Consider the following 22,609-nt stretch of genomic DNA (forward strand, 5'->3'; position numbering starts at 1 on the left):
GCTGGCCGCCGCGCTCACTGAGACGGGCCTTGGCAAGACCATGGGCGTGCTCGCGGTCGCTCTGGCCGCGGTCAACGTCTTCGGCGGGTTCCTGGTGACCCGGCGCATGCTGGAGATGTTCAAGAAGAAGGACAAGAAGGTGCCCGCTGCCGGTGACGCCGCCAAGGCGGGGGGACACTGATCATGTCGATGAATGTCGTCACGCTGCTGTACCTGATCGCCAGTGTCTGCTTCATCCAGGCTCTGAAGGGCCTCTCCCACCCCACCACCTCGATCCGCGGCAACCTCTTCGGCATGGTCGGCATGGCGATCGCCATCCTGACTACCGGCGCGCTGATCGTGCAGCTCTCCGGCGGCAGGCTCATCGGCCTGGGCTGGGTGCTGCTCGGGCTGGTGGTGGGCGGCGGCTACGGGGCCTACCGCGCCAAGACGGTCGAGATGACCCAGATGCCCGAACTGGTGGCCTTCTTCCACAGCATGATCGGCCTGGCAGCTGTCTTCATCGCCGTGGCGGCGGTGGTCGAGCCCTGGGCCTTCGGCATCACGCCGCTGCCGGTTGCGGCCTCGGGCACCGTCAACACGCCCGAAGGCGCGATGATCGTGGACGGCTTCCTGCGCTATGCGATCCCCGCGGGCAACCGGCTCGAACTCTTCCTGGGGGCGGCCATCGGCGCGATCACCTTCAGCGGCTCGGTCATCGCCTTCGGCAAGCTCTCGGGCAAGTACAAGTTCCGCCTGTTCCAGGGTGCTCCGGTGCAGTTCAAGGGCCAGCACATGCTCAACCTSGTGCTGGGGCTGCTGACCATCGCCCTGGGCCTGGTCTACATGGCCACCGAGAGCTGGGCGGCCTTCCTGGCRATGCTGATCCTCGCCTTCGTGATGGGCGTGCTCATCATCATCCCGATCGGCGGGGCGGACATGCCGGTGGTGGTCTCGATGCTCAACAGCTACTCGGGCTGGGCGGCCGCGGGCATCGGCTTCAGCCTGAACAACGCGATGCTGATCGTCGCGGGCAGCCTGGTCGGAAGCTCCGGCGCGATCCTGAGCTACATCATGTGCAAGGCGATGAACCGCTCGTTCTTCAACGTGATTCTGGGCGGCTTCGGCGGCGAGGCGGCCGCCGCCGGCGCGGGCGGCGCGAAGGAGCAGCGCCCGGTCAAGAGCGGCAGTGCGGACGATGCGGCCTTCGTGCTCTCCAACGCCGAGACGGTCATCATCGTGCCGGGCTACGGCCTTGCGGTGGCACGCGCGCAGCACGCGGTCAAGGAACTCGCGCAGAAGCTCACCGAGCATGGCGTGACGGTCAAGTACGCGATCCACCCCGTCGCAGGCCGCATGCCCGGGCACATGAACGTGCTGCTGGCCGAGGCGGAAGTGCCCTATGACCAGGTCTTCGAGATGGAAGACATCAACGGAGAGTTCGGCCAGGCCGACGTGGCGATCATCCTGGGCGCCAACGACGTGGTGAACCCGGCAGCGCTGCAAAAGGGCACATCCATCTACGGCATGCCGATCCTGGAGGCCTACAAGGCCAAGACGGTGATCGTGAACAAGCGCAGCATGGCCGCGGGCTATGCGGGCCTGGACAACGAGTTGTTCTACATGGACAAGACCATGATGGTGTTCGGCGACGCCAAGAAGGTGGTCGAGGACATGGCCAAGGCGATCGAATAAACAAACATGCCACGCCTGTGAGAGACGACGGATGCCAAGCGCTCGATCGCTGGCTTGCTGCCTACATCGGCTCTATCCCCACCTTCTTCATCATGGCCTCGGTGAAACTCATTTCGTGTTTGAAACCCTGGATGTAACCGGCCGAATCCTGGATGTCGACGAGGCCGCCTTGCTGCTGAAGCGCGGCAATCACCTTGGGCTGGGCCAGCGCCTGCTGAAAGGCCGCCCGGATTTTGTCCACCACCGCATCAGGTGTGCCTGCCGGCACGGAGATTCCGCCCCACGATGTCAACTCGGCGCCCTTGATGCCCGCCTCGGCCAACGTGGGCACGTCGGGCAGCGTGGGGTTGCGTTTGGAACCCGCCACGGCCAACGCACGAAGCTGGCCGGCCTTGACGAGTGGATAAGCGACGCTGAAGATGGGCGCCCCAAAGGTCACCTGGTCGCCAATCACGGCATTGACCAGTTCCGATGCCCCCTTGTAAGGCACATGCGTCGCTTGCGCACCGGCGGACGTGAGCATCATCTCCACGCCCAGGTGTGACGGCGTTCCCACGCCGCCCGATGCGTAGTTCATTTGCCCCTTGTTGGCCTTCGCCTGGGCCACCAGCTCGTGCATGGTGCGGATGTTCGACCGGCTACTCACCACAACCACGATGTCGGAGCTGGTCAGTCGCATGATGTGGCGGAAGTCCTTCAACGCGTCGTAGCCAGGGCTCTTGTACATGAGCATATTCGCCGCCATCGGCGCTGCGGAATAGATCCACGTGTACCCGTCGGCTGGTGCCTTGGCAACCACGCGTGCTCCGATGTTGCCCGCCGCGCCCGCGCGGTTGTCGATGACGACCGGCTGACCGAGGATGGGCGACACGGCCTCCGCCAGGATGCGCGTGGTGATGTCAGGACCTGTGCCGGCCAGATAGGGCACCACCCACTTGATGGCGTGGTTGGGGTAGGGGTCCTGCTGCGCCAGGACGGCGTATGGCGTTGCAAAAGGAAGCAGTGCGGCAGCCACGGTGCCGCGGCGCAGCAATGTTCGCCGGGTGATGTCTCTCATGTCTCTCGTCTCCATCAGTCTTTTGTAGGGGAAAGGGAAAAGCCGTGCGGGCCTCAGTGGCGCCCGCACCGGCGCGCTTTTAGCGCGCCGGCAACTCGCCGAGCAGTTCCTTGGCGATGGTGTTCTTTTGGATCTCGCTGGTGCCGGTCAGCACGCGGTACATGCGCAGCATCCGAAAGAGAAACTCCACGCGGCGGCCTTGCACGATGCCTTCGCCGCCATGCACCTGCACCGCCTTGTCAGCCACCCGGAAGGCGGTCTCCGAGCAAAACAGCTTCGCCATCGACGCCTCTGCGCGAGCCTCGGCGCCCAGGTCGATCTGGCGCGCGGTGTTGATCATCAGCGCGCGGGCCGCGGCCAACTCGGTGGCGGCCTCGGCCAGCATGTGCTGGATGGCCTGGAACTGGCCGATTGCACGGCCGAACTGCTTGCGCTGCATAGCGTAGTCGCGGGCGTCGCGAAGCGCCACGGTGGCCAGGCCCACCATCGCAGGGCAGTGCAGGAGCCGGTTGACCGTGATGCGCCCCAGGGCCAGCGCCAGGCCGCGGCCCGGCTCGCCGATCAGGTTTGCGGCTGGCACGCGAGCGGCTTCGAACACGATGTCGCCAGTGCTGCTCTGTCCGGCCATGGTCTTGTAGCCAGCCTCCACCCGCACGCCGGGCGCGTTCAAGTCCACGAAGAACGCGGAGACCTCCCGTTCGCGTGACGGGTCCGCGGCGGTGGAAGCCATCAACACTGCATAGTCGGCGAAGGGCGAGCCCGAAATGAAGCGCTTGCGGCCGGTGATGACGAAGTGGTCGCCATCCCGCACAGCGTGCGTCTGGACCGCGCCAGCGTCGGAGCCCGCCTCCGCCTCAGTCAATGCGAAGCAGATCGCCTTCTCGGCCTGTGCCACCGGGATGATGAAGTCGCGCATCTGCTCGGGCGTGGCTTGGCGTGCCAGTGCGCCCACGCGCGGCGGGCCACTCAGCTCGCCAAACACGTGCGGCGCAAAGGGCGAGCCCGTGGCATAGATGGCTTCCTTGATCAGTACGTGGTCCAGCACGGACAGGCCCAGGCCACCCATCTTGGAGGGCAGCGTCATGCCATAGAAGCCCAGCTCGCGCGAGCGCCGCCACACGTGCTGCAGCAGCTCGCGCGGCGCGCCGTGCTCCTGGTCGACCTTGTGTTCGCGTGCCAGGTCGGCCAACTCGCCATGCAGGTACTGCTGCACGCGCTCGATGATCTCGGCGGCGCGCTCGGAGCCTTCAAAAGGGCCCGCGAAGAAAGGTGCGGGCACCTTCACGTTGGGAGTCGTTGTGTCCATCTCAGTTCACCATTCGTTCTTGTCCGGCCCAGTAGGGCGCCTGAACTGCCTTGCGCATCACCTTGCCGTTCGGGTTCTTGGGCAGCTGGGCGACGAATTCGATGTGACGCGGGCGTTTGAAGCCAGCCAGGCGCTCCCCGCAGAAGGCATCGAGCAGGCGAGCGTCCGCCGGCCGGCCGGGCTTGAGCACTACATGCGCCGCCACCGCCTCGCCCCACTTGTCGTCGGGAATGGCGAACACGCAGGCTTCCTTGATCGCCTCGTGCTGGTAGAGCACCGCCTCGACCTCCGAGGGATACACATTGAAGCCCCCGCTGATGACCATGTCCTTCTTGCGATCGACGATGTAGACGAAGCCTTCCTCGTCCATCCGCGCCAGGTCGCCGGTGTGATAGCGGCCGTTCTTGAGCACCTCGGCGGTGAGTTCGGGCGCGCGCCAGTAGCCGGCAAAGACGTCTTCGCCGCCCACCACGATCTCGCCGATTTCGCCGGTGGCCACAGGCAGGGCGTTGTCGTCGAGGATCTGCACGTCGCATTCCAGCAAGGGCCTGCCGCACGACGCCAGGCGTTCGGGTCGCGCAGCGCGGGCGTACAGGTGATCGGCGACGCTGAGCGCGCACACGCCCGAGGTCGTCTCGCCCGCGCCATAGCCTTGCGACAGCACCGGCCCGAACACGTCCATCGCCCGCAAGATGCGCGCGGGCGCCATCGGTGCAGCGCCATAGCCCAGGCGTACCAGATCCGGCAACGGACGGTATTGCCCTTCCAACTCGCCCAGCAGCATGTTGATCATCGTCGGCACCATGAAGGTGTGCGTGACGCGGTCGGCGCGCATATCCGCAATGAAGCGACCGGGCTCGAAGCTGTCGAACAAGCGGATCGTCACGCCGCTGCACAACGCCGGCACCAGTTGCATGCCCGATGCGTGGGTGATCGGGCCCACCAGTCCGAGCACCGAACCTTCGTTCATGCCCTCGGAGCGCAGCAGGAACTTGCGCAATTGCGCCAGCCGGTTGCCGAAGGTCTGCATCGCCGCCTTGAGCACGCCGGATGAACCTGATGTGTAGTGAAGCACCGCGACCTCGTCGGCCGTGACCGCCACCGGCTCGAAGGCGTCGCTTGCGCGGGCCAGCGCGTGTTCGTACGAACTGGATTCGCCGCTGGCGGCAGGCTGTTCATCCACCAGCAGCAGGTGTGGCATCGCGCCGCGGATGTGCGACCCGAAGGACTCGACCCGCGCGGCCGTGGTGACGATGACGGCCGCATCGCTGTTGGCCGCGATCTCGCCCACTTCGGACGGAGAAAGCCGTGCGTTGAAGGGTGCCTTGATGAGCCCGGCCTTGTAGCAGGCCAGTTCCACTTCCACGATCTCGGGCCGGTTGGGCAGGTAGATGCCCACGCGGTCGCCGCGCTTCAAGCCCATGCCAAGGAGCGCATTGGCCAGACGGTTGGAGCGGCGCTCGAGCTCGGCATAGCTGAGGCTGCGCGTGGCGGTCTTGATGGCGACGCGGCTCGCGTAGGCGCGAGCGCTTCGCGATACCAGTGCACCGACGTTGGCAACGGGCCGTTGCGCCGCGGCGGAAAAGGAAATCGGGGTAGTGATGGGTGTCTCCTGGAACATGCCCGCTGGCGCGGTGCCTTGGGGCTTGATTCGACTGTTCCAGAAGGCCGGGTATCAGGGAAATACCGTTTGTTGATCTACAGGGATCAACGGAATTGATGGGCTGGTCAGCTTCGGGCCAGCCATTCGGCCTCCCACGTGCCCGATTCGATCATCTGCTTTATGTGTTCGACGAGGGTGTCTCTGACGACCTGCGTTGCCGCGTCCATTGGCTTGCCCGCCGGCATGGCCAGCGAATAGGTGCGCTGCAGGTCGGGCTTTGCGACGCGTGCAACGACCCAGTTCGGGCGCGGTGGCGGCTGGTCGTTCAGCGCGCAGGCCGGGGTGAATGTGAAGCCAGCGCCGTTCAAGTAGAGGGAGCGAATCACACGGGTGGAGTCTTGTTCGTGCGCGATGTTCAGCGACAGGCCCAGACCGGCCGCTGCATCCTCCACCCCTCGACGGATGGCGAAGCGACGTGATTGCAGTACCAGAGGTTGGGCGACCGCGTCGGAAAAATCGATCTCGGGGCGTTGGCTGCTGTCGCTGCTGCTCGCCGGTTTCTTTTTTTGGCGGGCCGGCTTTGCTGCTTTCGCCGTATTCGCAGAGCCGGGTTTGTGCAGCATGCGACGCACGCTGCCGTCCTCATCGTGACCGCAGAAGTACATGGCTTCGCGCACCAGCAGTCTGCACTGCAAGCCTTCCACCTGCGGCGAATCAACCAGCACGCCCAGGTCCGCGCGCCGGTCCAGCATGGCCTTCTTCACGCCGAGACTCAGGTCGTCCAAGACAAAGACGCGGATGCGCGGGTGCGAGATCTTCAGCGCGCCAAGCACAGGCCCCATGAGCAGCGACGCCAGCAGAAAAGGCAGCGCCACAGTGACCGAGCCTTCCGGCCCCTGCGGAAGGCGCTGGATTCGCTCGCGCACCGCGTCGGCATCACTCAGCAGACGGCGCGCATCTTCATAAAGCTGCACGCCGGCCTGTGTGGGTGTGACGCCGGCGTGCGATCGATCGAAAAGCTGCGCGCCCAATTCCGCCTCGAGCTTTTTGATCTGCGCCGTCAGAGCGGGCTGAGCGATGTAGAGGCTGCCCGCAGCGCGCGAAAGGCTGCCGGCTTCAAGAACGGTGATGAAATAGCGGAGAGTGCGCAGGTCCACGGGCGCGGATATGAAATGCTGGTGAATGAAGCATTCTTGCTCAGTTCTCGAGACGCGGACGTTTGCCCGTTTGCACATAGTCACTTCTCTACAGCGATGCTTCCTGAGCACCAGGCTTGCACGTCGTCTTTGGCTACCTCTGCCGTGTCCACGGACCGCGATTGGCCAGATCGTTGATCAGGTGACTAGGGCGCGTATGGCCGTGGCAGGAAAAGGCTGGTTGTTGTCGTTCATGCGCGAAGGGCGAACAACAGGGATGGGCCCCTGAGGAGACATCGAGCCCGCGCGATTGGGCGCCGAATAGCGGACGTTCGTTCCGAGCAGCAGTCAGGCTGCGGTATCCGAACGGCGGACACGCACGCATTTTGTGGCGTCCAACGACGTGCCTTTGAGGCGCGGAATGTGCGCATCTTGTCTGCCATGTATTCAGGCAAGTCGAGGTGCGCCCCTGGCGAGCCATTAGGAAGGGGCGGCTCATAGATCTTCAGGGTGTCGGTAATGCACCAATCTGCTGTAGAAGCCCGAGCATGTCGGGCTGGCCGCGTTCCCCCGAAATTTGCCCGTTGGACCACCGATAGAAGTTCATCGCCTGCACTTGGATCCGCTTCTCAGTCGCTGGAATTCCTAAGAAGGTGCCCCGATGCGTGCCGCGCATCGTGAAGCGCGCAGCGACCTTGTCGCCTTCCGCGATCATCTCTTCAAGGGTCCACTGCACGTCCGGGAAGCCTCCGCGCATCATCGCGACAATGAACAAGTACCCCGCAGGACCCAGCAATGGCGTGGTCTGCGTCGGCACATGAAAAACCGCATCCTTGGCGATGAGTTCCTTCGCGAGGCGCTCATCGGCCGTGTTGATGAACTCGGTGAATCTGTGCATCAATTGTTTAATAGCCTCGGGGTTCATCTTGCTCTTTCAAGTTGTCGAATTTGGATCGTCCGGTCCAATCGCCGTCCCACCGCAACGGCGCAGCAGCGACTGTGCTTGTGAGATGCCATGCTGCTCGCCGAAGGGCCCCGGGCTGCTACGCATGCCGGCTCATCCCGTTTTCGACGCGCACTACCGCAACCGTCGCGCTGGGATCCACACCAGAGCTCACGTCAGCCCGCCGCTCCGAAGCCGATCGATCGTGATTGATCAAGAGAACCGCGATCATTCCAATGACGGCCGGGATGGCGATGGCGATGAAGTTCTGCTGCAGCGGCAGGTTCATGCCCACCAATACGCCAATCAAAATTGGCGCCAGGATCGCCCCGCTGCGGCCAACGCCCAACGCCCAACCAAGGCCCGTGGAGCGTACGGCCATCGGATAGAACTGTCCCGTGTAAGCGTTGGCTACGATCTGGGTTCCAATTGTTGACGCGCCAGCTAGTCCGATGAGAAGGAAGAGCACAGGAGTCGGCATCTTGTAGCCGAGCAGAGCCAAGGAGATAGCCGCCAACGCATACATGCCGGCAAGCACGAACTTGATGTGGAACCGATCAGCGAGCCAGCCGCCGACGATCGCCCCCAGCATGGCGCCCACATTCAGCACCAGCACAAACGTTAGTGCCGAACCGAGGCTATAGCCTGCGCTGGCCATCAGCTTCGTCAGCCAAGAGCTCAGCGCGAAGACCATGAAAAGGCACATGAAAAAGGCGACCCAGAACATGACCGTGCTGAAGCCACGGCCGTCGTAGAAGAGATGCTTAATCGGCGCACTGTCGGCCCTGTCCTTCGCTGGAACCACGAACTGATCAGTGGGCAATGGCTTGTAACTCGGATCAAGCCTCCCGACGATGTTCTTCAACTCCTCAGTTCGACCCTTGGCGAGCAAGAATGGCATCGATTCCGGCACGGACTTCAGGATGAGCGGAATCAGCAGTATCGGTATGCCGGCCGCAAAGAATACCGATTGCCAACCATACGATTCGATAAGACCTTTGCCGAGCAGGGATGCCACGATTCCTCCGACTGCGTAACCGCTGAACATCAGTGTGACGAGGGTCGCGCGAATCTTCTTCGGGGAGTATTCGGTCATCTGCGCCACAACATTCGGCATCACACCGCCGATACCCAGTCCCGCGAAGAAGCGGAAGGTGCCAAACGTCACCGGATCGTTAGCCAGTCCGGCTGCGGCAGTGAACACACTGAAGAGGCCCACACAGATCGAGATGGCCCAGCGGCGGCCGATTTTGTCGGCGATGGTGCCGAGGAAGATTGCCCCAAACATCATGCCGAACAGCGCAGAACTGACCATGAAACCAGCGTTGGTCGCGTCTACACCCATCTTTGCCATGATGGAGGGCAGTGCGATGCCCACGACAGACAAGTCGTATCCGTCGAACACGATGATCAACGCACACCAAAAAAGCACAAGGCCGTGAAAGCGGTTGAACCTGGCATCGTCGGCCAGTTGATGAAGGTCGATTTGGCGCATGAATCTTGTCTCCGATGGGATGCCTAGGAACGATTCGGCAGAGCGTGCGCGTCGGCGGGAGCCGCAGGCTGTGCCTCGCGTGAATGTGCAGTTTGCGAGGCTTCCGATGATCGGCACCATGCGTTGTCGGGTCCAACGGATTTTCTTGATGTCCCGTATGCAATCTGGAAATGATGGGGTGGGTCTACCCAAGGGAACGGCGAGTCAGGCGATCTTGGCGCTGTCGTGGGCGCGCGCGCGTCAAACCCACGCCGTTCGAGCCGTTCGAGTGGTTCGGTCATTCGACCTTTCCTCCATGCGATTCCCAAATGCTCGCTATCACGGAAATTCGTTCGACCGAGGGCACCGGGCCTCATTACATTGATCAGCAAGGCAAGCGCCACTGTGGAACTGCCATCAATCAATCGGCCTCGGCTATGGCCGAACATAGGAGATACGCATGCAAGGAAAAATCGGCCTCGAGGAGCACTTTGCAATTCAAGAGACGTTGCAGGATTCAGCTGGATTCGTGCCCGGTGACTACTGGACCGAACTTAGCAGTCGTCTGCTCGACATCCACGACAAGCGCCTGCATCAGATGGACGAGAACGGCATGGAAATGATGATCCTCTCGCTAAACGCGCCTGCGGTCCAAGCGGTACCTGATCCGAAGAAGGCTTACGAGCTTGCTGTCCGGGCGAACGACTTTCTAGCGGAGCAAGTCGCAAAGAGACCCGACCGTTTCCAGGCTTTTGCAGCCCTCCCCATGCAGGACCCCGAGAAGGCAGCACAGGAGCTCGAGCGATGCATGAGGGACCTCGGCTTTCGCGGAGCCTTGGTCAATGGCTTCTCGCAAGTCGGGTCGCCAGACAATGTCGTCTACTACGATGCGCCGCAATATGAATCGTTCTGGGACGTAGCCGAACGTCTCGATGCGCCGTTCTATCTGCATCCGCGCAATCCCTTGCAAAGTTGGGCGCAGATCTACGATGGCCACCCGTGGCTGCTCGGACCCACTTGGGCGTTTGCTCAGGAAACCGCAGTGCACGCTCTGCGCCTCATGGCAAGTGGGCTTTTCGACCGCCATCCCGCCCTCAAGATCATTCTTGGGCACCTGGGCGAGGGGCTACCGTACAACATGTGGCGAGTGGATCATCGCAATGCCTGGGTGAAGGCACCCAAGGGATACCCCGCGAAGCGCAAGCTTTGCGAATACTTCCAGGAGAACTTCTACCTCACGACCTCGGGCAACTTCCGCACCCAGACGCTGATCGATGCGATGCTGGAAATCGGTTCGGACCGCATCCTGTTCTCGACCGATTGGCCCTTCGAGAACGTTGATCACGCCTCGAACTGGTTCAACGACGCGAGCATCAGTGAGGCGGACCGCACGAAGATCGGCCGGACGAACGCGATGTCGTTGTTCAAGCTCAAGTAGCACAGGCTCGCCCGCCGAGCATGGAGATCAAATGATTGACATTGACGAATGGACCATCACCGGTGCCGTGCTGAAGGCGCAAGCGGGAGCATCCCATTCCCGCCTCAAGACGGTGATGGACAGCCTTGTGCGACACCTTCATGACTTCGCACGGGAGATTCAACTCACCGAAGAGGAATGGTCCGCAGGGATCGACTTTCTTACCCGCGTTGGGAAGATCACCGATGACAAGCGACAAGAGTTCATCCTCCTGTCCGATGTTCTGGGCCTTTCTACACTGGTCACAGCTCAGTGCAACCGAAGGCCCAGCGGATGCACGGAAGCGACCGTGTTCGGGCCCTTCTTCGTGCACGATGCGCCGACCTACAACAACGGCGATGACATCTCCAACGGCGCAACCGGCGAACCTTGTTTTGTCAGCGGGATCGTCCGCGGAATCCACGGCGAGCCGATCGCCAATGCAGAGATGGATGTGTGGCAATCGGACGATGAAGGTTCGTACGATGTACAGCGCCCCGGGCTCGACCACGCCCAAGGCAGGGGTCGGCTGACCACTCGCGACGATGGGCGCTATCACTTCAAATCGATCGTAGCCGTTCCTTACCCTATCCCTCACGACGGGCCGGTGGGGCAGATGCTGGAGACCGTCGGGCGCCACCCTTGGCGGCCGGCGCACCTGCACTTCATGATCCAGGCGCCCGGATACCAGACCCTGATCACGCACGTATTCCGCTCAGGCGGGACCTATCTGGATTCGGATGCTGTCTTCGGCGTGCGCTCTTCTCTCATCGCGGATTGGAAGCGCCATGAGCCGGGCACGGCGCCAGACGGAACGCAGGCAGATGTGCCTTTCTATACCCTCGAATACGACTTCGTCTTGAACAATGCGCGGGAGGACTAAGGCCATGGAGGTCAAACACATTGTCATGTGGCGCGTCGCCGGCGCGACGGCCGCCGAGCGAAGCAGGAATTCCATCGTAGTGCGCGACGCATTCATTGGACTTCTGGGGAAGATCCCAGGCCTTCGCGAGCTTGAGGTCGGCATTGACACGAGCCACGTCGACTATGCCTGCGACGTGGGGCTGTGTACCGTTTTCCAGGACGCGCAGAGCCTTAGCGCCTATGCGACACATCCTGAGCACCTCCGCGTCAAGCGCGAACTTGGCGACATACGCGTCTCCCGGCACCAGGTCGACTATCTGCTCATCCCGGCCTAATGATGGAAAACTTTGTCTACACCGCGAACGCATCGCGAATCGTCTTTGGACCTGACAGCATTGATCAACTCCCCGCGGAGCTTGAGCGCCTCGGTGCCAAGCGCGTACTGGTGATGTGCACGCCGAACCAGCGCGATCAGGCTCAAGCGATTGCAGAGCGGCTCCCGGGCCGTGTCGCATCGATCTTCGACGAAGCTGTCATGCACGTGCCAATCGAGACCGCGCGCAAGGCCCGCGCACTCGCTGTCGAACTTGACGCAGACTGCGCATTGGCGATCGGAGGTGGCTCTACTGTCGGACTCGGAAAAGCGATCGCCCTCGAAGCCGGTCTCCCCATCATTGCGGTGCCGACCACATACGCGGGCAGCGAAGTCACGCCGATTTACGGAATCACCGAGAACGGCCTCAAGAAGACCGGGCGAGACCCCCGCGTGCTTCCTCGGGTCGTGGTCTACGACCCCATGCTCACGCTGTCGCTGCCCCTGGATCTCACCGTCACCAGTGCAATCAACGCGATCGCCCACGCAGCTGAGGGGCTGTACGCTCATGATGGCAATCCCGTCATCGCGCTGATGGCTGAAGAGGGGATACGCGCCTGCGCCGCGGCGCTGAATCCACTGCAGCAGAATCCTCGCGATGTCTCAGCTCGCAGCTCCGCGCTGTACGGCGCCTGGCTTTGCGGCACTGTACTCGGTGCCGTGTCGATGGGCCTGCACCACAAGTTGTGTCATACGCTAGGCGGGACATTCGACTTACCGCATGCAGAAGTGCACACAGTGGTGCTACCGCACGCACTGCGCTACAACGCGAAGGCGGCGCCTGCGGCTATGGACCGGATCGCCAAGGCGCTCATGGTCGCGGATGCACCCTCGGGCATGTTTGAACTTGCGAGATCGCACGGAGCTCCCGTCTCATTGAGATCCATCGGCATGGTCTCTAGCGGACTTGACCAAGCTGCCGACCTGGCTGTATCGAACCAATACCCCAATCCGCGGCCGCTAGAGAGAGCCGCGTTGCGAGAGTTGCTGGGTCGTGCGTTTGAAGGCGAAACACCCTGACCGATCAGCAGCATGATGACGCGTTAGTCGAAGATTAGGCGCACTCAACCTGAGGGCGCAGCACGTCACCGAGACGCGATTTCACGTGAAAGAGGCCGAATATCAATTCACGCAACCAGCGATTGCCGCTGTCTTGGTGGAAACGCTCGTGCCACTGCTGGTGAATCTCGAAGGGCACCACTTCGAAGGGCGCAGGGATGCTGCGCAGGTCCGAACGAGACTCCACCATCGCCTTCGCGAGCCGGGCCGGCGCCGTCATGAGAAGTCCGGAGGCGGCGACGATCGACGCCAAGCCAAGTGAGTGCGCGGCTGTGAGGACTACTTGTCGGCGGTCCAGCGCCCCTGCCTTGCCGAGGGTTTGCTGGAGCTGGAAATCGGTTGTCCCCTGGGGTCGGTAGGCCACATGCTCGGCCGCAAGATAGTCCTCGATGTCGATGCGATTTCTGGTGGCCAAAGGAGAGGACTTGGACATCAAGACGACGAACGTCTCATCGAATAGCCGTTGCTGATAGAAGGATGGACCCATCATCTCCCAACTTCCGAGCGCGATGTCGATCTGCCCATGGAGCATCCGCTGTCTGGCTTCGGGCATTGACACATCCACCGTTTCGAAGCGAACTCCCGGTGCGATAGAGCGAGCGACAGAGAGCAGCTCCGGCATCATGACCAACTGACCAATGTCATTGACCGCGATCCGAAACAAGCGGGTCGATGATGCCGCTTCGAATGTTCTCCCCTGATCGACCGCATGCACGAGGCAGGCAAGGCCTTCCTCTATGGGGGTGATGAGGCGCTCGGCAACTGGCGTTGGGACCATCCCCTCCGGCGAACGCACAAACAGCACGTCGTTGAAGCGTTCGCGCATACGCTTGAGAGCATTGCTCACGGCGGATTGCGTCATGCCAAGGCGATCACCTGCAAGCGTCACGCTGCGCGTGTTGTAGATCGCCTGAAAGACAAGGAAGAGGTTCAAGTCGATCGCGATGATGTTCACTTTGCCGTCTCCGAAACTTTTTATTTGAAGACGCTCGGCGCTCAAGTCGAACACCGGGCAATTTCGTCAAGTCACCCCGTCGGGCACTGATGTCCTGTGCGGAAAGCGCATTTCCTCACTCGGTATCCAAAACCGCTAGGTTGTCGTAGACCATGGCGAGCATGTCTCGAAGCGCCTCTGCCTGCACGGCGCTCAACCCAGACAACGACACGCGCTCGTACAGCTGCGCGAGCGGGATGATTCGGAGCGTGAGCTCTCGTCCCGCCTCCGTCAAACCGAGAGCGATTGCACGAGCGTCCTCGTTCGATCGCTCGCGCACGAGAATGCCCCGCTGCAAGAGACCGTCTACCACTCTTGAGAGCGTGGAAGCGTCCGTTGATGTATGCAGTGCCAGATCCGACAGGCGCTGGTGCTCCTTGTGATGCAGAGCAACGCAAACCCGCCACTCGGTCAGCGATAGCTTGAACTGCTTGAGCTCCTTGCTGAACGACTGCCCCATTCGTGTTCCTGCGCGCGCAAGCAAGTAAGGGATCGCACGCTCCAGATCGTGATCTTCCTTTTTTCCTGCAGACGCATTCAACTCTGAGGGCGACCGACCGTTGGGTCGATGCTGCTGGATGGGCACCACTGAACCTGATTTTCGTTTCACAAAGGCGAATTTAACAGCAAATGATGCCGGAATCATAGAGTAAACCCTAGGCTCTTTTTAATTGCGTTTGCAAATATTATGGACTTTAATTGAGGCCTCACCCAACCCGTAGCACCTTGGAGACCTCCATGACCGAATCCGCCGCCCGCTTTGCTCCCTTCGCACAACTGAACCGCGTTGACCTCCCTGCGCCCGGCCGAAGGTCGCCCGTGGCTGACGCCCCTCCGATCGGGCAATTAGTTGCATCCGCAAGTGAACTCGTCCCGGTGCTGCGCGCCCGGGCGCAGCGAACAGAACAAGATCGCCGGGTGTCAGACGAGACCACCCGGGCCTTTCATGACGCGGGCTTCTTCAAGCTGATGCAACCTGCCCGATACGGCGGCTATGAGTACGGTTTCACTGCATTCATCGATGTGGTTAGCGAACTTGCACGCGGCTGCACCTCATCGTCTTGGGGCTGTTCTTTGGGCGCCATCCACCAGTGGCTGGTCGGCACGTTTCCCGAGCAAGCTCAGGAAGACGTGTGGGGCAAAGACCCCAGCGCCATCGTCTGCGGTTCATACGCGCCGGCAACCATGGCCGAGAAAGTCGACGGAGGCTACCTTGTGCACGGCAAGTGGCTTTTTGCATCCAACGTGGACAACTCTCAATGGGCTCTCCTCGGCGTCCAGTTTCCGCCCGAAGAGAAAGGTGCGGCACCCACCGCTGGGTTTCTGCTCGCTCCCCGATCCGATTGGTCTATCGAAGACAACTGGTATGTAGCGGGCCAAGCGGGAACGGGCTCGAAGGCCGTCGTGATCGAGAAGCCCACTTTCATCCCGGCACACCGCAAACTGACGTTCGCGGAAGCTTCGTCCAACTGCCCTCCGGGCACCAAGGTCAACGCAAATCCGATCTATCGCATCCCTTTCCTCTCCGCGGTGCCGGTGTGCCTGGTGTCTCCTATCCTCGGAACTGCTCAAGGTGCGGTCGACGAGATGATTGAATTGGCTGGCAGCCGGGTCACCCGCGGCGCCGTATCTGGAGGTGGCAATCGCCTGAGCGAGTTCTTTCCTGTCCAGTCTCGCTTGGCCGAAGCATCCGCAAGCGTCGATGCGGCGCGGTTGCTGCTGTACCGGGACACCGCACAAGTCGAGCAAATGGCTCTCGACGGCAACACGATCAGTGTCGAACAAAGAATTCGAAACCGTCGAGACCACGCTTTCGCAGCACGTCTGTCACGCGATGCCGTTGAGGCCGTGTTCGCCAGCGTCGGGGGTGCGGGCTTGTCCCTGAATCAGCCCATTCAACGTATGTGGCGCGATGCGAACGCTATCTCTCGCCATATCAGTCTCAACTGGGACGCAGTTTCTTCGATGGTGGGGCAATACCTGCTCGGCCTGGAGCCCAAGGGACAGTACTGATCGCGGAGGCCAACCATGTACTCCTGGGCACTCATCACTGGCGACGAGGCCGACACGGTCGACGCTCGCCAACTCCGCCAGGCGCTGGGCGCATTCCCCACGGGCGTGTGCCTCGTCACGACCACAACGCCCGACGGCAAGCGCGAGGGGATGACAATCAACTCCTTCTCCTCGGTGTCGCTCGACCCACCTTTGATCTTGTGGAGCATTCGGGACGACACTCGCAGCGCCGACGCGTTCTTAGCAGCAAGGCCTTTCAACCTCAGCGTGTTGAGTTCCGAGCAGCGCGACCTCGCTTGGCATTTCGCGAAGCCTGCGCCAGACAAGTTCGAGCGCTTCGCTGACGAGTTCGAAATCGGATCCAACGGATGTGCAAAGCTGCTGCACAGCGTTGCAACATTCGAATGCTCCACGTATTCGCGCCATCAGGAAGGAGATCACACGATCATCCTCGGGCGGGTGGATGGCTTTTCGCGGACGGACATACCACCTTTGCTTTTTCATTCAGGGCAGATGGGGTCGCTGTGGGAGCTCGCCGATACGCTGGCCCGGCCACAATAGCTCAGCAGCGGTAGGAGAAAAATCCTCCTCTGTTGAGCATGGTCGACGCGACCGGCACCACGCAGGCTGCATGCTATGCGTCGACCTCACCCGCGGAGATAAGTTGTGTTGAACCGGGCAGCACCACGACGGCTGCTGCGCCTATGGTGCCTGGCATGAAGGCGACGGCGCTGAGGCCGGATCATCGTCGCGAGATTCTGGAGCCAGAAAAGAAGGGATACGCGCAAATGGAAGTCATATCCGATATTCCTGTCGAATCAGAGTCACCCATCGCTCTCACGATCGGCAAATTCGACGGCGTACATCTCGGCCACCGAGCAGTCGTCGAGAGATTGAAGCAGAACGCAGCAGCGCGGCAATTGCCCGCCTGCGCCCTGACGTTCGATCCGCATCCCATCGAGTACTTCCTTGGAGCGCGCGCGCCAGTCAGACTAACGTCGCTACGCGACAAGATCCGACTGCTCGAAGAAACACAGGCACTCGACAGGCTTTACGTCTTCCCCTTTACTGAAGCCATCGCGGGTATGTCACCTAAATCGTTCGTAGCTAACGTTCTTGTCGGACAGCTAGCGGTTCGGTCTCTGTTGGTCGGGAAGGATTTCCATTTCGGCGCTGAGCGAGGCGGTGACATAACTACTTTAAGGACGCTGGGCTGCGAAGTGGGCCTTGAGGTGGCCACGTTGGAGGACTTTTTCCTCGACGGGGTCCGCGTATCAAGTACCGCCATACGCGCTGCCGTCGCTGAGGGGGACGTCAGTCGTGTGCGACGCTTCCTTGGGCGGGGGTAAATGCCGGCGTAGAACACCGGCTCAATCGCTCCCGCATCGAAGTTAATCTAGCTCGCTCCAGAGCGGACGTCGGCGAACGGTAGGTCATGGTCGCCTACGGTAGTACGCGCGCATCGGCGCAAGGACCGCAAACGCTCCAAACGCGAATTCTGGGTAGAGCTCTTGCAACTTCTACCTGCTTGCCCTGGCAACGGCGCTACAGAGCATCAATCGATGCCACGCCAGGCGCCTCCTTGGGCGCTCAGGACGAACCGCGCGCGACTGTCGTACCCATAGTGGTCTTTCGCGCTGTAGCGCAGCACGCCTTGCGGCACAACGACTTCACCCATGCCTTCAAGTGCTTCCTTGAGCGCCAGGCGGAACTCCAGAGTGCCCGGCTTTGCCTTGTTCAGCGCCAGAGGAATCGCCTTGTCCAGGAGCAGCTTGGCACCCCAGACGTTGGCCGCAAACTGGTTGTAGCTTCCGGCACCGAATTTCAACTCGTAGAGCTTGATGAAGTCGAGCGCCACCTTCTTCGACGGATGAATGTCGGGCAACTGGTCGGCCGCCACCGCGGGCCCCGACAAGCCCAGCGTGCCTTCGACATCCTTGCCGCCCATTCGCAGCAGGTCGGGCGCAACGGCGCTGTAGGTCTGGTAGACCTTGCCCTTGTAGCCGCGATCAACCAGGGCCTTCTGAGGCATCACTGCGCCGCTGCCTGACGCGACCACGAGCACCGCGTCGGGGTTGTGGGCCAGCACCTTCAACGCCTGCGAGGTTGCGCTTGAGTCCGTGCGTGAGAAGCGCTCGGCGGCTACCAGTTTGATGCCCTCCTTGTCTGCGAAACGGGTCATTTCGCGCAGCCAGCTTTCGCCGTACGAATCGGAGTAACCCAGGAAGGCGAAGGACTTGACGCCAGACTTTTTCATCTGCGCAACGGTGCCCTCAGCCATCAAGGCGATGCCCTGTGGGAGGCGAAAGGTGAAGGCATCCGCGCCTTCGGGAAGTTCGATGGGCGCCGCAGCCAGTTGCACAGTCTGCGATGCCAACGCCACTTGGGCAATCGCCAGTGCAGGCGGGCTCGCGGTGGAACCGACGATCACGTCGGCCTTCTCGTCCGCGACGAGACGTTGCGCGTTCTTGGCACCCCCGGTCGAGTCAGTGGCATCGTCCAGAACGACTATGCGTACTTTCTCGCCGCCGATCTGATCGGGGAACAACTGCATCGTGTTGCGTGGCGCGATGCCAAGCGCGGCGGCAGGGCCGGTGATTGAAAAGCTGGCGCCAATGACGATCTCGGCCTGGGCTGGCAACGCAGCCCATGCAGCCGCTGCGAACGCGGCAATGCGCAAATTCACTCTCATGGTTGCCTCTTCCTGTTATGGGTTGGACGCAAGCGCAGACCCGCGAATCGTCACTGGCATTGCTGCCGCGGATGCGCCTTGTTCCTGCTCTGCACCGCACATTTCCTGTATCAGACGACGGAACTGCGCCAGTGCCTTGTCGGCCGCGATGGGGTGCATTTGTCCGCCGGGTGTCGCAGCCAGCATGTCGCTTTGCGCCTGGATGATCTGGCGGTCCTCCTCGAACGCGGTGCACAGGCTTTGATAGATCGACTCTGTGATGGTGGCGTCGTCCAGGCGGAACTTGTGGGCTTGCATGAAGAAGTAGTGGGTGCTGCCGGCGGTCTCCGGCGTCAGGGCCTGACAACTGTGGAATTGGAGGGCTCCCGTCATGTCGTCGTGCGGCGTGTCCGCAGGCTTGACGTGAGCGTGCATCAGCAACACACCGGGCACCAGGAAGTCGTATGCAAAGCGCCTGTTCACCTTCCCCGTGAATCCGCCGAGGCGTGCGTGATACGGGGCGGGCACGGTGTCGCGCACATCACGCGTGACGTGCAGGCCACGATCGAGGCGTGTGACCTCGGGGCGCGATTGGGCAATGTTGGGCGACCCGCCAAGTGTCTTCTCATGCACATACGAGAGATGCGAAAAGTCCAGCAGGTTGTCGCAGATCAGCAGGTAGTCGGTGTCGTAATGCAAGTAGCCGGGCTTGTAACGCCATTCAGGGTGCTTCAGTGAGAAGGCGTCAGGAATGAGCGCAGGATCAGCGCGCTGTGGATCACCCATCCAGATCCAGATCCACCGGCCCCGCTCTTGCACCGGATAGCTGCGAACGCACAGTCGCGGCGGGATGTTCTCTTGCCCTGGGACTTCGGCGCACCGACCGTCGGCGCCGAACTTGAGGCCGTGGTACATGCAGCGGATCGCGTCACCTTCGCGCCGCCCCATTGACAGGGGCGCCCCGCGATGCGCACAGCGGTTGTCCATTGCCACCGCCACGCCATCGGCTCGGCGGTACACCAGCACGGGCTGGTCGAGGATCGTGCGCGCCAACAGAGTGTCGGCAAGCACTTCGTGGTCCCAGGCGGCCACGTACCAACAGTTCTTCACAAACATCGTGTGTCTCCGTCCCGGCGGATCGAGCCGCCTGTCTTCAGGTTCAGGGCAGGGCCACTCTAGGTATTGGCCCTCTATCGTGCAATACGCTGAACCGGAGAATCACTATCTGTGAAATCGATAGACAAGACTTTTGCGACCGCATTCGACCTGAACTTGCTCCGGGTACTGGTCACGCTGGACAGCACCCGGAGCGTGACCTACGCGGCTGACGCGCTGGACATGAGCCAGTCAGGCTTCAGCAGTGCGCTGGCCAGGTTGAGGCAACTTTGCGACGACCCGCTTTTCGTGCGCACTGCCGACGGCATGACACCGACGCCGCGCGCAGAACGCATGATTGCTACCGCACGATCTGTCCTGGAGCAGGTGGCAGAGGGCGTGCTCGGGCAACCTGGCTTCGATCCGGCCACCACCCGCACCGAGTTTCGTCTTGCCATGGCAGACGTCGCCGAAATCGTGTTCCTCCCAAGATTGCTGCGTCGCCTGCAGGAGCACGCACCTGGCGCCCGCGTGGCTTGCTCGACGCTCGCTCACGGGCCTTTGCAGGCTGCCATGACCGCGGGAGAAGTCGATCTGGCGCTCGGGTACTTTCCGGACCTCGGCTCGCAGTCGTTTTTTCAGCAGCGCTTGTATGTCCACACCTATGCCTGCATGGTGCGCAAGGGCCATCCCTTGGAGGGCAGCCGGTTGACTGAGAAGGCGTTCCTGAAGTTCGGCCACGCGGTTGTGGCTTCGCCCGCGCGAAGCAACGATCTCTTTGAGAAGTTCCTCGAGCAACGCGGTTTGAAGCGTCACATCGTGTTGAGCACTCCGCACCACATGAGTCTGCCAGCCATCATCGAAGAGACTGATCTGCTGGCAACGGTGCCATTGGCCACGGGCGCACGGTTTGCGCAGCTAGGCACCGTGCAGTTGCTTGGCCTGCCGTTCGATCCCCCGACGTTCTCGGTGCAACAGCACTGGCACCGGTTGGTGCATCACGATGCCCGTAGCCAATGGCTCCGAAGTCAGTGCTCTGCGCTCTTCAACGACGCATCCGACGAATGGCGTGAGGTTGAGGCAGCGCTTTACGGAACGGACCTTCGCGGTGCGACAAAGCGGCTCTCCGGCAGTGCTTCGTAGTGAGCTCGACGTGGACGTGCTGACAACTGTTGAAAGTGCGGTTACAGAGTTGCGCAAGCGTCTCATGCGCTTGGAATCCTCGCACTGCGCATGGCAATGAGACGAGCGTCGCTCAAGGCGGCAGTCCGATGATGGAGGACCGCCTTGTATTCCGGCGACTTGATCATGGCGGAGAAAGCATCGCGCGACGGGTACTCCACCAACAGCACCTCGTCCCAGGCTTCGCCCGCGGGGGCCACCAGGGCATGAAGCGCGCCGCCTTGCCAGACCACGCGCGCGCCCACCCTCGCCAGTAGCGGCGCCACGCCCGCGCTGTAGGCTGCATAGGCGGCGCGGCCGGAGCGCGGCGGCGCACCGGGGGCGTCAGCGGCCTGCTCGCGAAAGGCCAGCAGGTTCAGCATGGTCACTGGCGAGTCGGGCGGCACACGATCGAAGAGGCCTTTGAAGCTTTCACGGGTCGGATCGATGGCGATGCGTTCTTCGGGTTGCGTCATCCTGCGTCTCCTTGACGAGTTTCAATGTAGTGGCCTTCAGACTGGCACGCGCCTATAGCCCCAACTCCTGCTTCGCGATGATGTTGCGCTGGATCTCGTTGCTGCCGCCGTAGATCGACATCGCGCGACGCCAGAAGTAGTTGGGCGCCGCGCCGCGCACGCTGGCCTCGATGCCTTCGAGGTTCCCCTCGCCGCGCATCTGGGCCGGGTCGAGCACCTGCCCGTTCGGCCCCGACGCCTCGAAGATCAGCTCGGTGATTCGCTGTCCGATCTCGGTGCCGCGAATCTTCAATGCCGAGGCCAGTCCAGCGCCAGGGGAGCTGCCGCTTCCCATGCTCGACAGCGCCCGCAGTGTCGTGATTTCGAGCGCCTTCAGCTGCGACTCGACGGCCGACACCTTGGCGCGGAACACAGGGTCCTGGATCAGCGGACGGCCGCGGTGGCGCACGCCGGATGCGATGCGATGCAGGCGACGCATGGCGAAGGTGGAAAAGCCGATGTTCGAATTCTCGACGCGCTCATGTTCGAGCAGGAACTTCGCGTAGGTCCAGCCGCTGCCTTCCTCGCCGACCAGATTGCCCTTGGGCACCTTCACGTCAGTGAGGAACACGGCGTTGAAGGAACGCGTCCCTTCGAGCATCGGGATCGGCTGCACGACGATGCCGGGCGACTTCATGTCGATCAGCACGAAAGAGATGCCTCGCTGCGCCTTGGCCTCGCGGCTGGTGCGAACCAGGCAGAACATCCAGTCGGCGTAGTGGGCGTAGGAGGTCCAGATCTTCTGGCCATTGACGAGGTAGTGGTCGCCACGGTCTTCGGCCCGCGTGGCGAGCGACGCGAGGTCCGAGCCCGATGCGGGCTCCGAATAGCCCTGGCACCACCAGGTCGTCGATGCCCGAATGCCCGGCAGATGCTGCGCCTTCTGCGCCTCGTTGCCGAAATTGAAGATCACCGGCCCCACCATGCGCGGCCCGAAGGGCTGGATCGTCGGGCAGTTCAGCTCGGCGCTGATGGTCTCGAAGATGTAGCGCTGCGTGGCGTTCCAGCCCGGCCCGCCTTGAGAGATCGGCCATGTGTAGGCGTGCCATCCGCGCCGCCCCAGAATCTGCTGCCATCGCATGAAGTCCTCGCGATGCAAGTGCAGGTCGTGCTCCACGCGCCGCGAGATGTCACGCGGCAGGTTCTCGGTGATGAAGCTGCGCACCTCGTCGGCAAACGCTTGCTCTTCCTTCGAAAAGGCCAGTTCCATGGATG

General features: G+C 62.0%; 22 protein-coding genes. 10 read left to right on the top strand and 12 right to left on the bottom strand.

Going from position 1 to position 22,609, the window contains the following annotated elements; all coding sequences use genetic code 11:
- Both AC1DSF_RS29505 and AC1DSF_RS29510 read left to right on the top strand, forming a co-directional pair.
- A partial coding sequence (locus AC1DSF_RS29505; RefSeq protein ID WP_478183968.1) for a proton-translocating transhydrogenase family protein occupies nt 1-181 on the top strand: 181 nt, incomplete at its 5' end.
- A gap of 2 nt (nt 182-183) precedes the next feature.
- A complete protein-coding gene (locus AC1DSF_RS29510) occupies nt 184-1,674 on the top strand; it encodes an NAD(P)(+) transhydrogenase (Re/Si-specific) subunit beta (RefSeq protein ID WP_478183969.1) in 1,491 nt (496 codons plus the stop codon).
- Between the two features lie 61 nt (nt 1,675-1,735).
- Here the strand turns inward: AC1DSF_RS29510 and AC1DSF_RS29515 are convergent, their stop codons facing one another.
- The 6 genes from AC1DSF_RS29515 to AC1DSF_RS29540 form a co-directional block, all read right to left on the bottom strand.
- Nucleotides 1,736-2,731, bottom strand: coding sequence for a Bug family tripartite tricarboxylate transporter substrate binding protein (locus AC1DSF_RS29515; RefSeq protein ID WP_478128880.1), 996 nt, complete (start codon nt 2,729-2,731; stop codon nt 1,736-1,738).
- 79 nt (nt 2,732-2,810) lie between these two features.
- Entirely contained in the window at nt 2,811-4,037 is a 1,227-nt protein-coding gene (locus tag AC1DSF_RS29520) for an acyl-CoA dehydrogenase family protein (RefSeq protein WP_478128881.1), read from the bottom strand.
- Between the two features lies 1 nt (nt 4,038).
- Complete coding sequence (locus tag AC1DSF_RS29525; protein ID WP_478128882.1) at nt 4,039-5,658, bottom strand: AMP-binding protein; 1,620 nt, start codon at nt 5,656-5,658, stop codon at nt 4,039-4,041.
- 107 nt (nt 5,659-5,765) lie between these two features.
- Nucleotides 5,766-6,797: a LysR family transcriptional regulator gene (locus AC1DSF_RS29530; protein WP_478128883.1), complete on the bottom strand. Its 1,032-nt coding sequence runs from the start codon at nt 6,795-6,797 to the stop codon at nt 5,766-5,768.
- A 484-nt stretch (nt 6,798-7,281) separates the two neighbouring features.
- The gene (locus AC1DSF_RS29535) at nt 7,282-7,701 is read right to left on the bottom strand and encodes an ester cyclase (protein ID WP_478183970.1); all 420 of its coding nucleotides are present in this window, start codon (nt 7,699-7,701) and stop codon (nt 7,282-7,284) included.
- A gap of 118 nt (nt 7,702-7,819) precedes the next feature.
- Nucleotides 7,820-9,214: an MFS transporter gene (locus AC1DSF_RS29540; protein ID WP_478145996.1), complete on the bottom strand. Its 1,395-nt coding sequence runs from the start codon at nt 9,212-9,214 to the stop codon at nt 7,820-7,822.
- Nucleotides 9,215-9,653: 439 nt separating this feature from the next.
- On the opposite strand from AC1DSF_RS29540, the gene AC1DSF_RS29545 reads away from it, so the two are divergent.
- The 4 genes from AC1DSF_RS29545 to AC1DSF_RS29560 are packed head-to-tail and all read left to right on the top strand — an operon-like array spanning nt 9,654 to nt 12,906.
- Entirely contained in the window at nt 9,654-10,631 is a 978-nt protein-coding gene (locus AC1DSF_RS29545) for an amidohydrolase family protein (RefSeq protein WP_478145997.1), read from the top strand.
- A 31-nt stretch (nt 10,632-10,662) separates the two neighbouring features.
- The gene (locus tag AC1DSF_RS29550) at nt 10,663-11,532 is read left to right on the top strand and encodes an intradiol ring-cleavage dioxygenase (protein WP_478128887.1); all 870 of its coding nucleotides are present in this window, start codon (nt 10,663-10,665) and stop codon (nt 11,530-11,532) included.
- Nucleotides 11,533-11,536: 4 nt separating this feature from the next.
- Complete coding sequence (locus tag AC1DSF_RS29555; RefSeq protein WP_478128888.1) at nt 11,537-11,848, top strand: Dabb family protein; 312 nt, start codon at nt 11,537-11,539, stop codon at nt 11,846-11,848.
- A 2-nt stretch (nt 11,849-11,850) separates the two neighbouring features.
- Nucleotides 11,851-12,906: a maleylacetate reductase gene (locus tag AC1DSF_RS29560; protein ID WP_478145998.1), complete on the top strand. Its 1,056-nt coding sequence runs from the start codon at nt 11,851-11,853 to the stop codon at nt 12,904-12,906.
- A 34-nt stretch (nt 12,907-12,940) separates the two neighbouring features.
- On the opposite strand, the gene AC1DSF_RS29565 is transcribed toward AC1DSF_RS29560, so the two are convergent.
- On the bottom strand, nt 12,941-13,900 hold the full coding sequence (locus AC1DSF_RS29565) for a LysR family transcriptional regulator (protein ID WP_478145999.1): 960 nt from the start codon (nt 13,898-13,900) through the stop codon (nt 12,941-12,943).
- A 115-nt stretch (nt 13,901-14,015) separates the two neighbouring features.
- Complete coding sequence (locus AC1DSF_RS29570) at nt 14,016-14,585, bottom strand: MarR family winged helix-turn-helix transcriptional regulator (protein ID WP_478146000.1); 570 nt, start codon at nt 14,583-14,585, stop codon at nt 14,016-14,018.
- 92 nt (nt 14,586-14,677) lie between these two features.
- Here AC1DSF_RS29570 and AC1DSF_RS29575 point away from each other — a divergent pair, with 92 nt between their 5' ends.
- From AC1DSF_RS29575 to AC1DSF_RS29585, 3 genes are read left to right on the top strand one after another with little or no spacing between them, the layout of a single operon-like run.
- Nucleotides 14,678-15,952: an acyl-CoA dehydrogenase family protein gene (locus AC1DSF_RS29575; protein WP_478183971.1), complete on the top strand. Its 1,275-nt coding sequence runs from the start codon at nt 14,678-14,680 to the stop codon at nt 15,950-15,952.
- Nucleotides 15,953-15,967: 15 nt separating this feature from the next.
- The gene (locus tag AC1DSF_RS29580) at nt 15,968-16,513 is read left to right on the top strand and encodes a flavin reductase family protein (protein ID WP_478128892.1); all 546 of its coding nucleotides are present in this window, start codon (nt 15,968-15,970) and stop codon (nt 16,511-16,513) included.
- A gap of 38 nt (nt 16,514-16,551) precedes the next feature.
- Entirely contained in the window at nt 16,552-17,301 is a 750-nt protein-coding gene (locus AC1DSF_RS29585; RefSeq protein ID WP_478128909.1) for a hypothetical protein, read from the top strand.
- Nucleotides 17,302-17,507: 206 nt separating this feature from the next.
- Here the strand turns inward: AC1DSF_RS29585 and AC1DSF_RS29590 are convergent, their stop codons facing one another.
- The gene (locus AC1DSF_RS29590; protein WP_478128893.1) at nt 17,508-18,644 is read right to left on the bottom strand and encodes an ABC transporter substrate-binding protein; all 1,137 of its coding nucleotides are present in this window, start codon (nt 18,642-18,644) and stop codon (nt 17,508-17,510) included.
- A 15-nt stretch (nt 18,645-18,659) separates the two neighbouring features.
- Nucleotides 18,660-19,739, bottom strand: a complete 1,080-nt coding sequence (locus AC1DSF_RS29595) for an aromatic ring-hydroxylating dioxygenase subunit alpha (protein WP_478128894.1) — start codon at nt 19,737-19,739, stop codon at nt 18,660-18,662.
- A 111-nt stretch (nt 19,740-19,850) separates the two neighbouring features.
- Between AC1DSF_RS29595 and AC1DSF_RS29600 the strand changes: the two genes are divergently transcribed.
- Entirely contained in the window at nt 19,851-20,861 is a 1,011-nt protein-coding gene (locus tag AC1DSF_RS29600) for a LysR family transcriptional regulator (RefSeq protein ID WP_478128895.1), read from the top strand.
- A gap of 62 nt (nt 20,862-20,923) precedes the next feature.
- Here AC1DSF_RS29600 and AC1DSF_RS29605 read toward each other — a convergent pair whose 3' ends face one another.
- The gene (locus AC1DSF_RS29605) at nt 20,924-21,355 is read right to left on the bottom strand and encodes a DUF1330 domain-containing protein (protein WP_478128896.1); all 432 of its coding nucleotides are present in this window, start codon (nt 21,353-21,355) and stop codon (nt 20,924-20,926) included.
- A gap of 52 nt (nt 21,356-21,407) precedes the next feature.
- Nucleotides 21,408-22,604, bottom strand: a complete 1,197-nt coding sequence (locus AC1DSF_RS29610; RefSeq protein ID WP_478128897.1) for an acyl-CoA dehydrogenase family protein — start codon at nt 22,602-22,604, stop codon at nt 21,408-21,410.
- Between the last annotated feature and the right edge of the window lie 5 nt (nt 22,605-22,609).

The sequence above is a fragment of the Variovorax sp. 01N429 genome, from assembly GCF_056399425.1.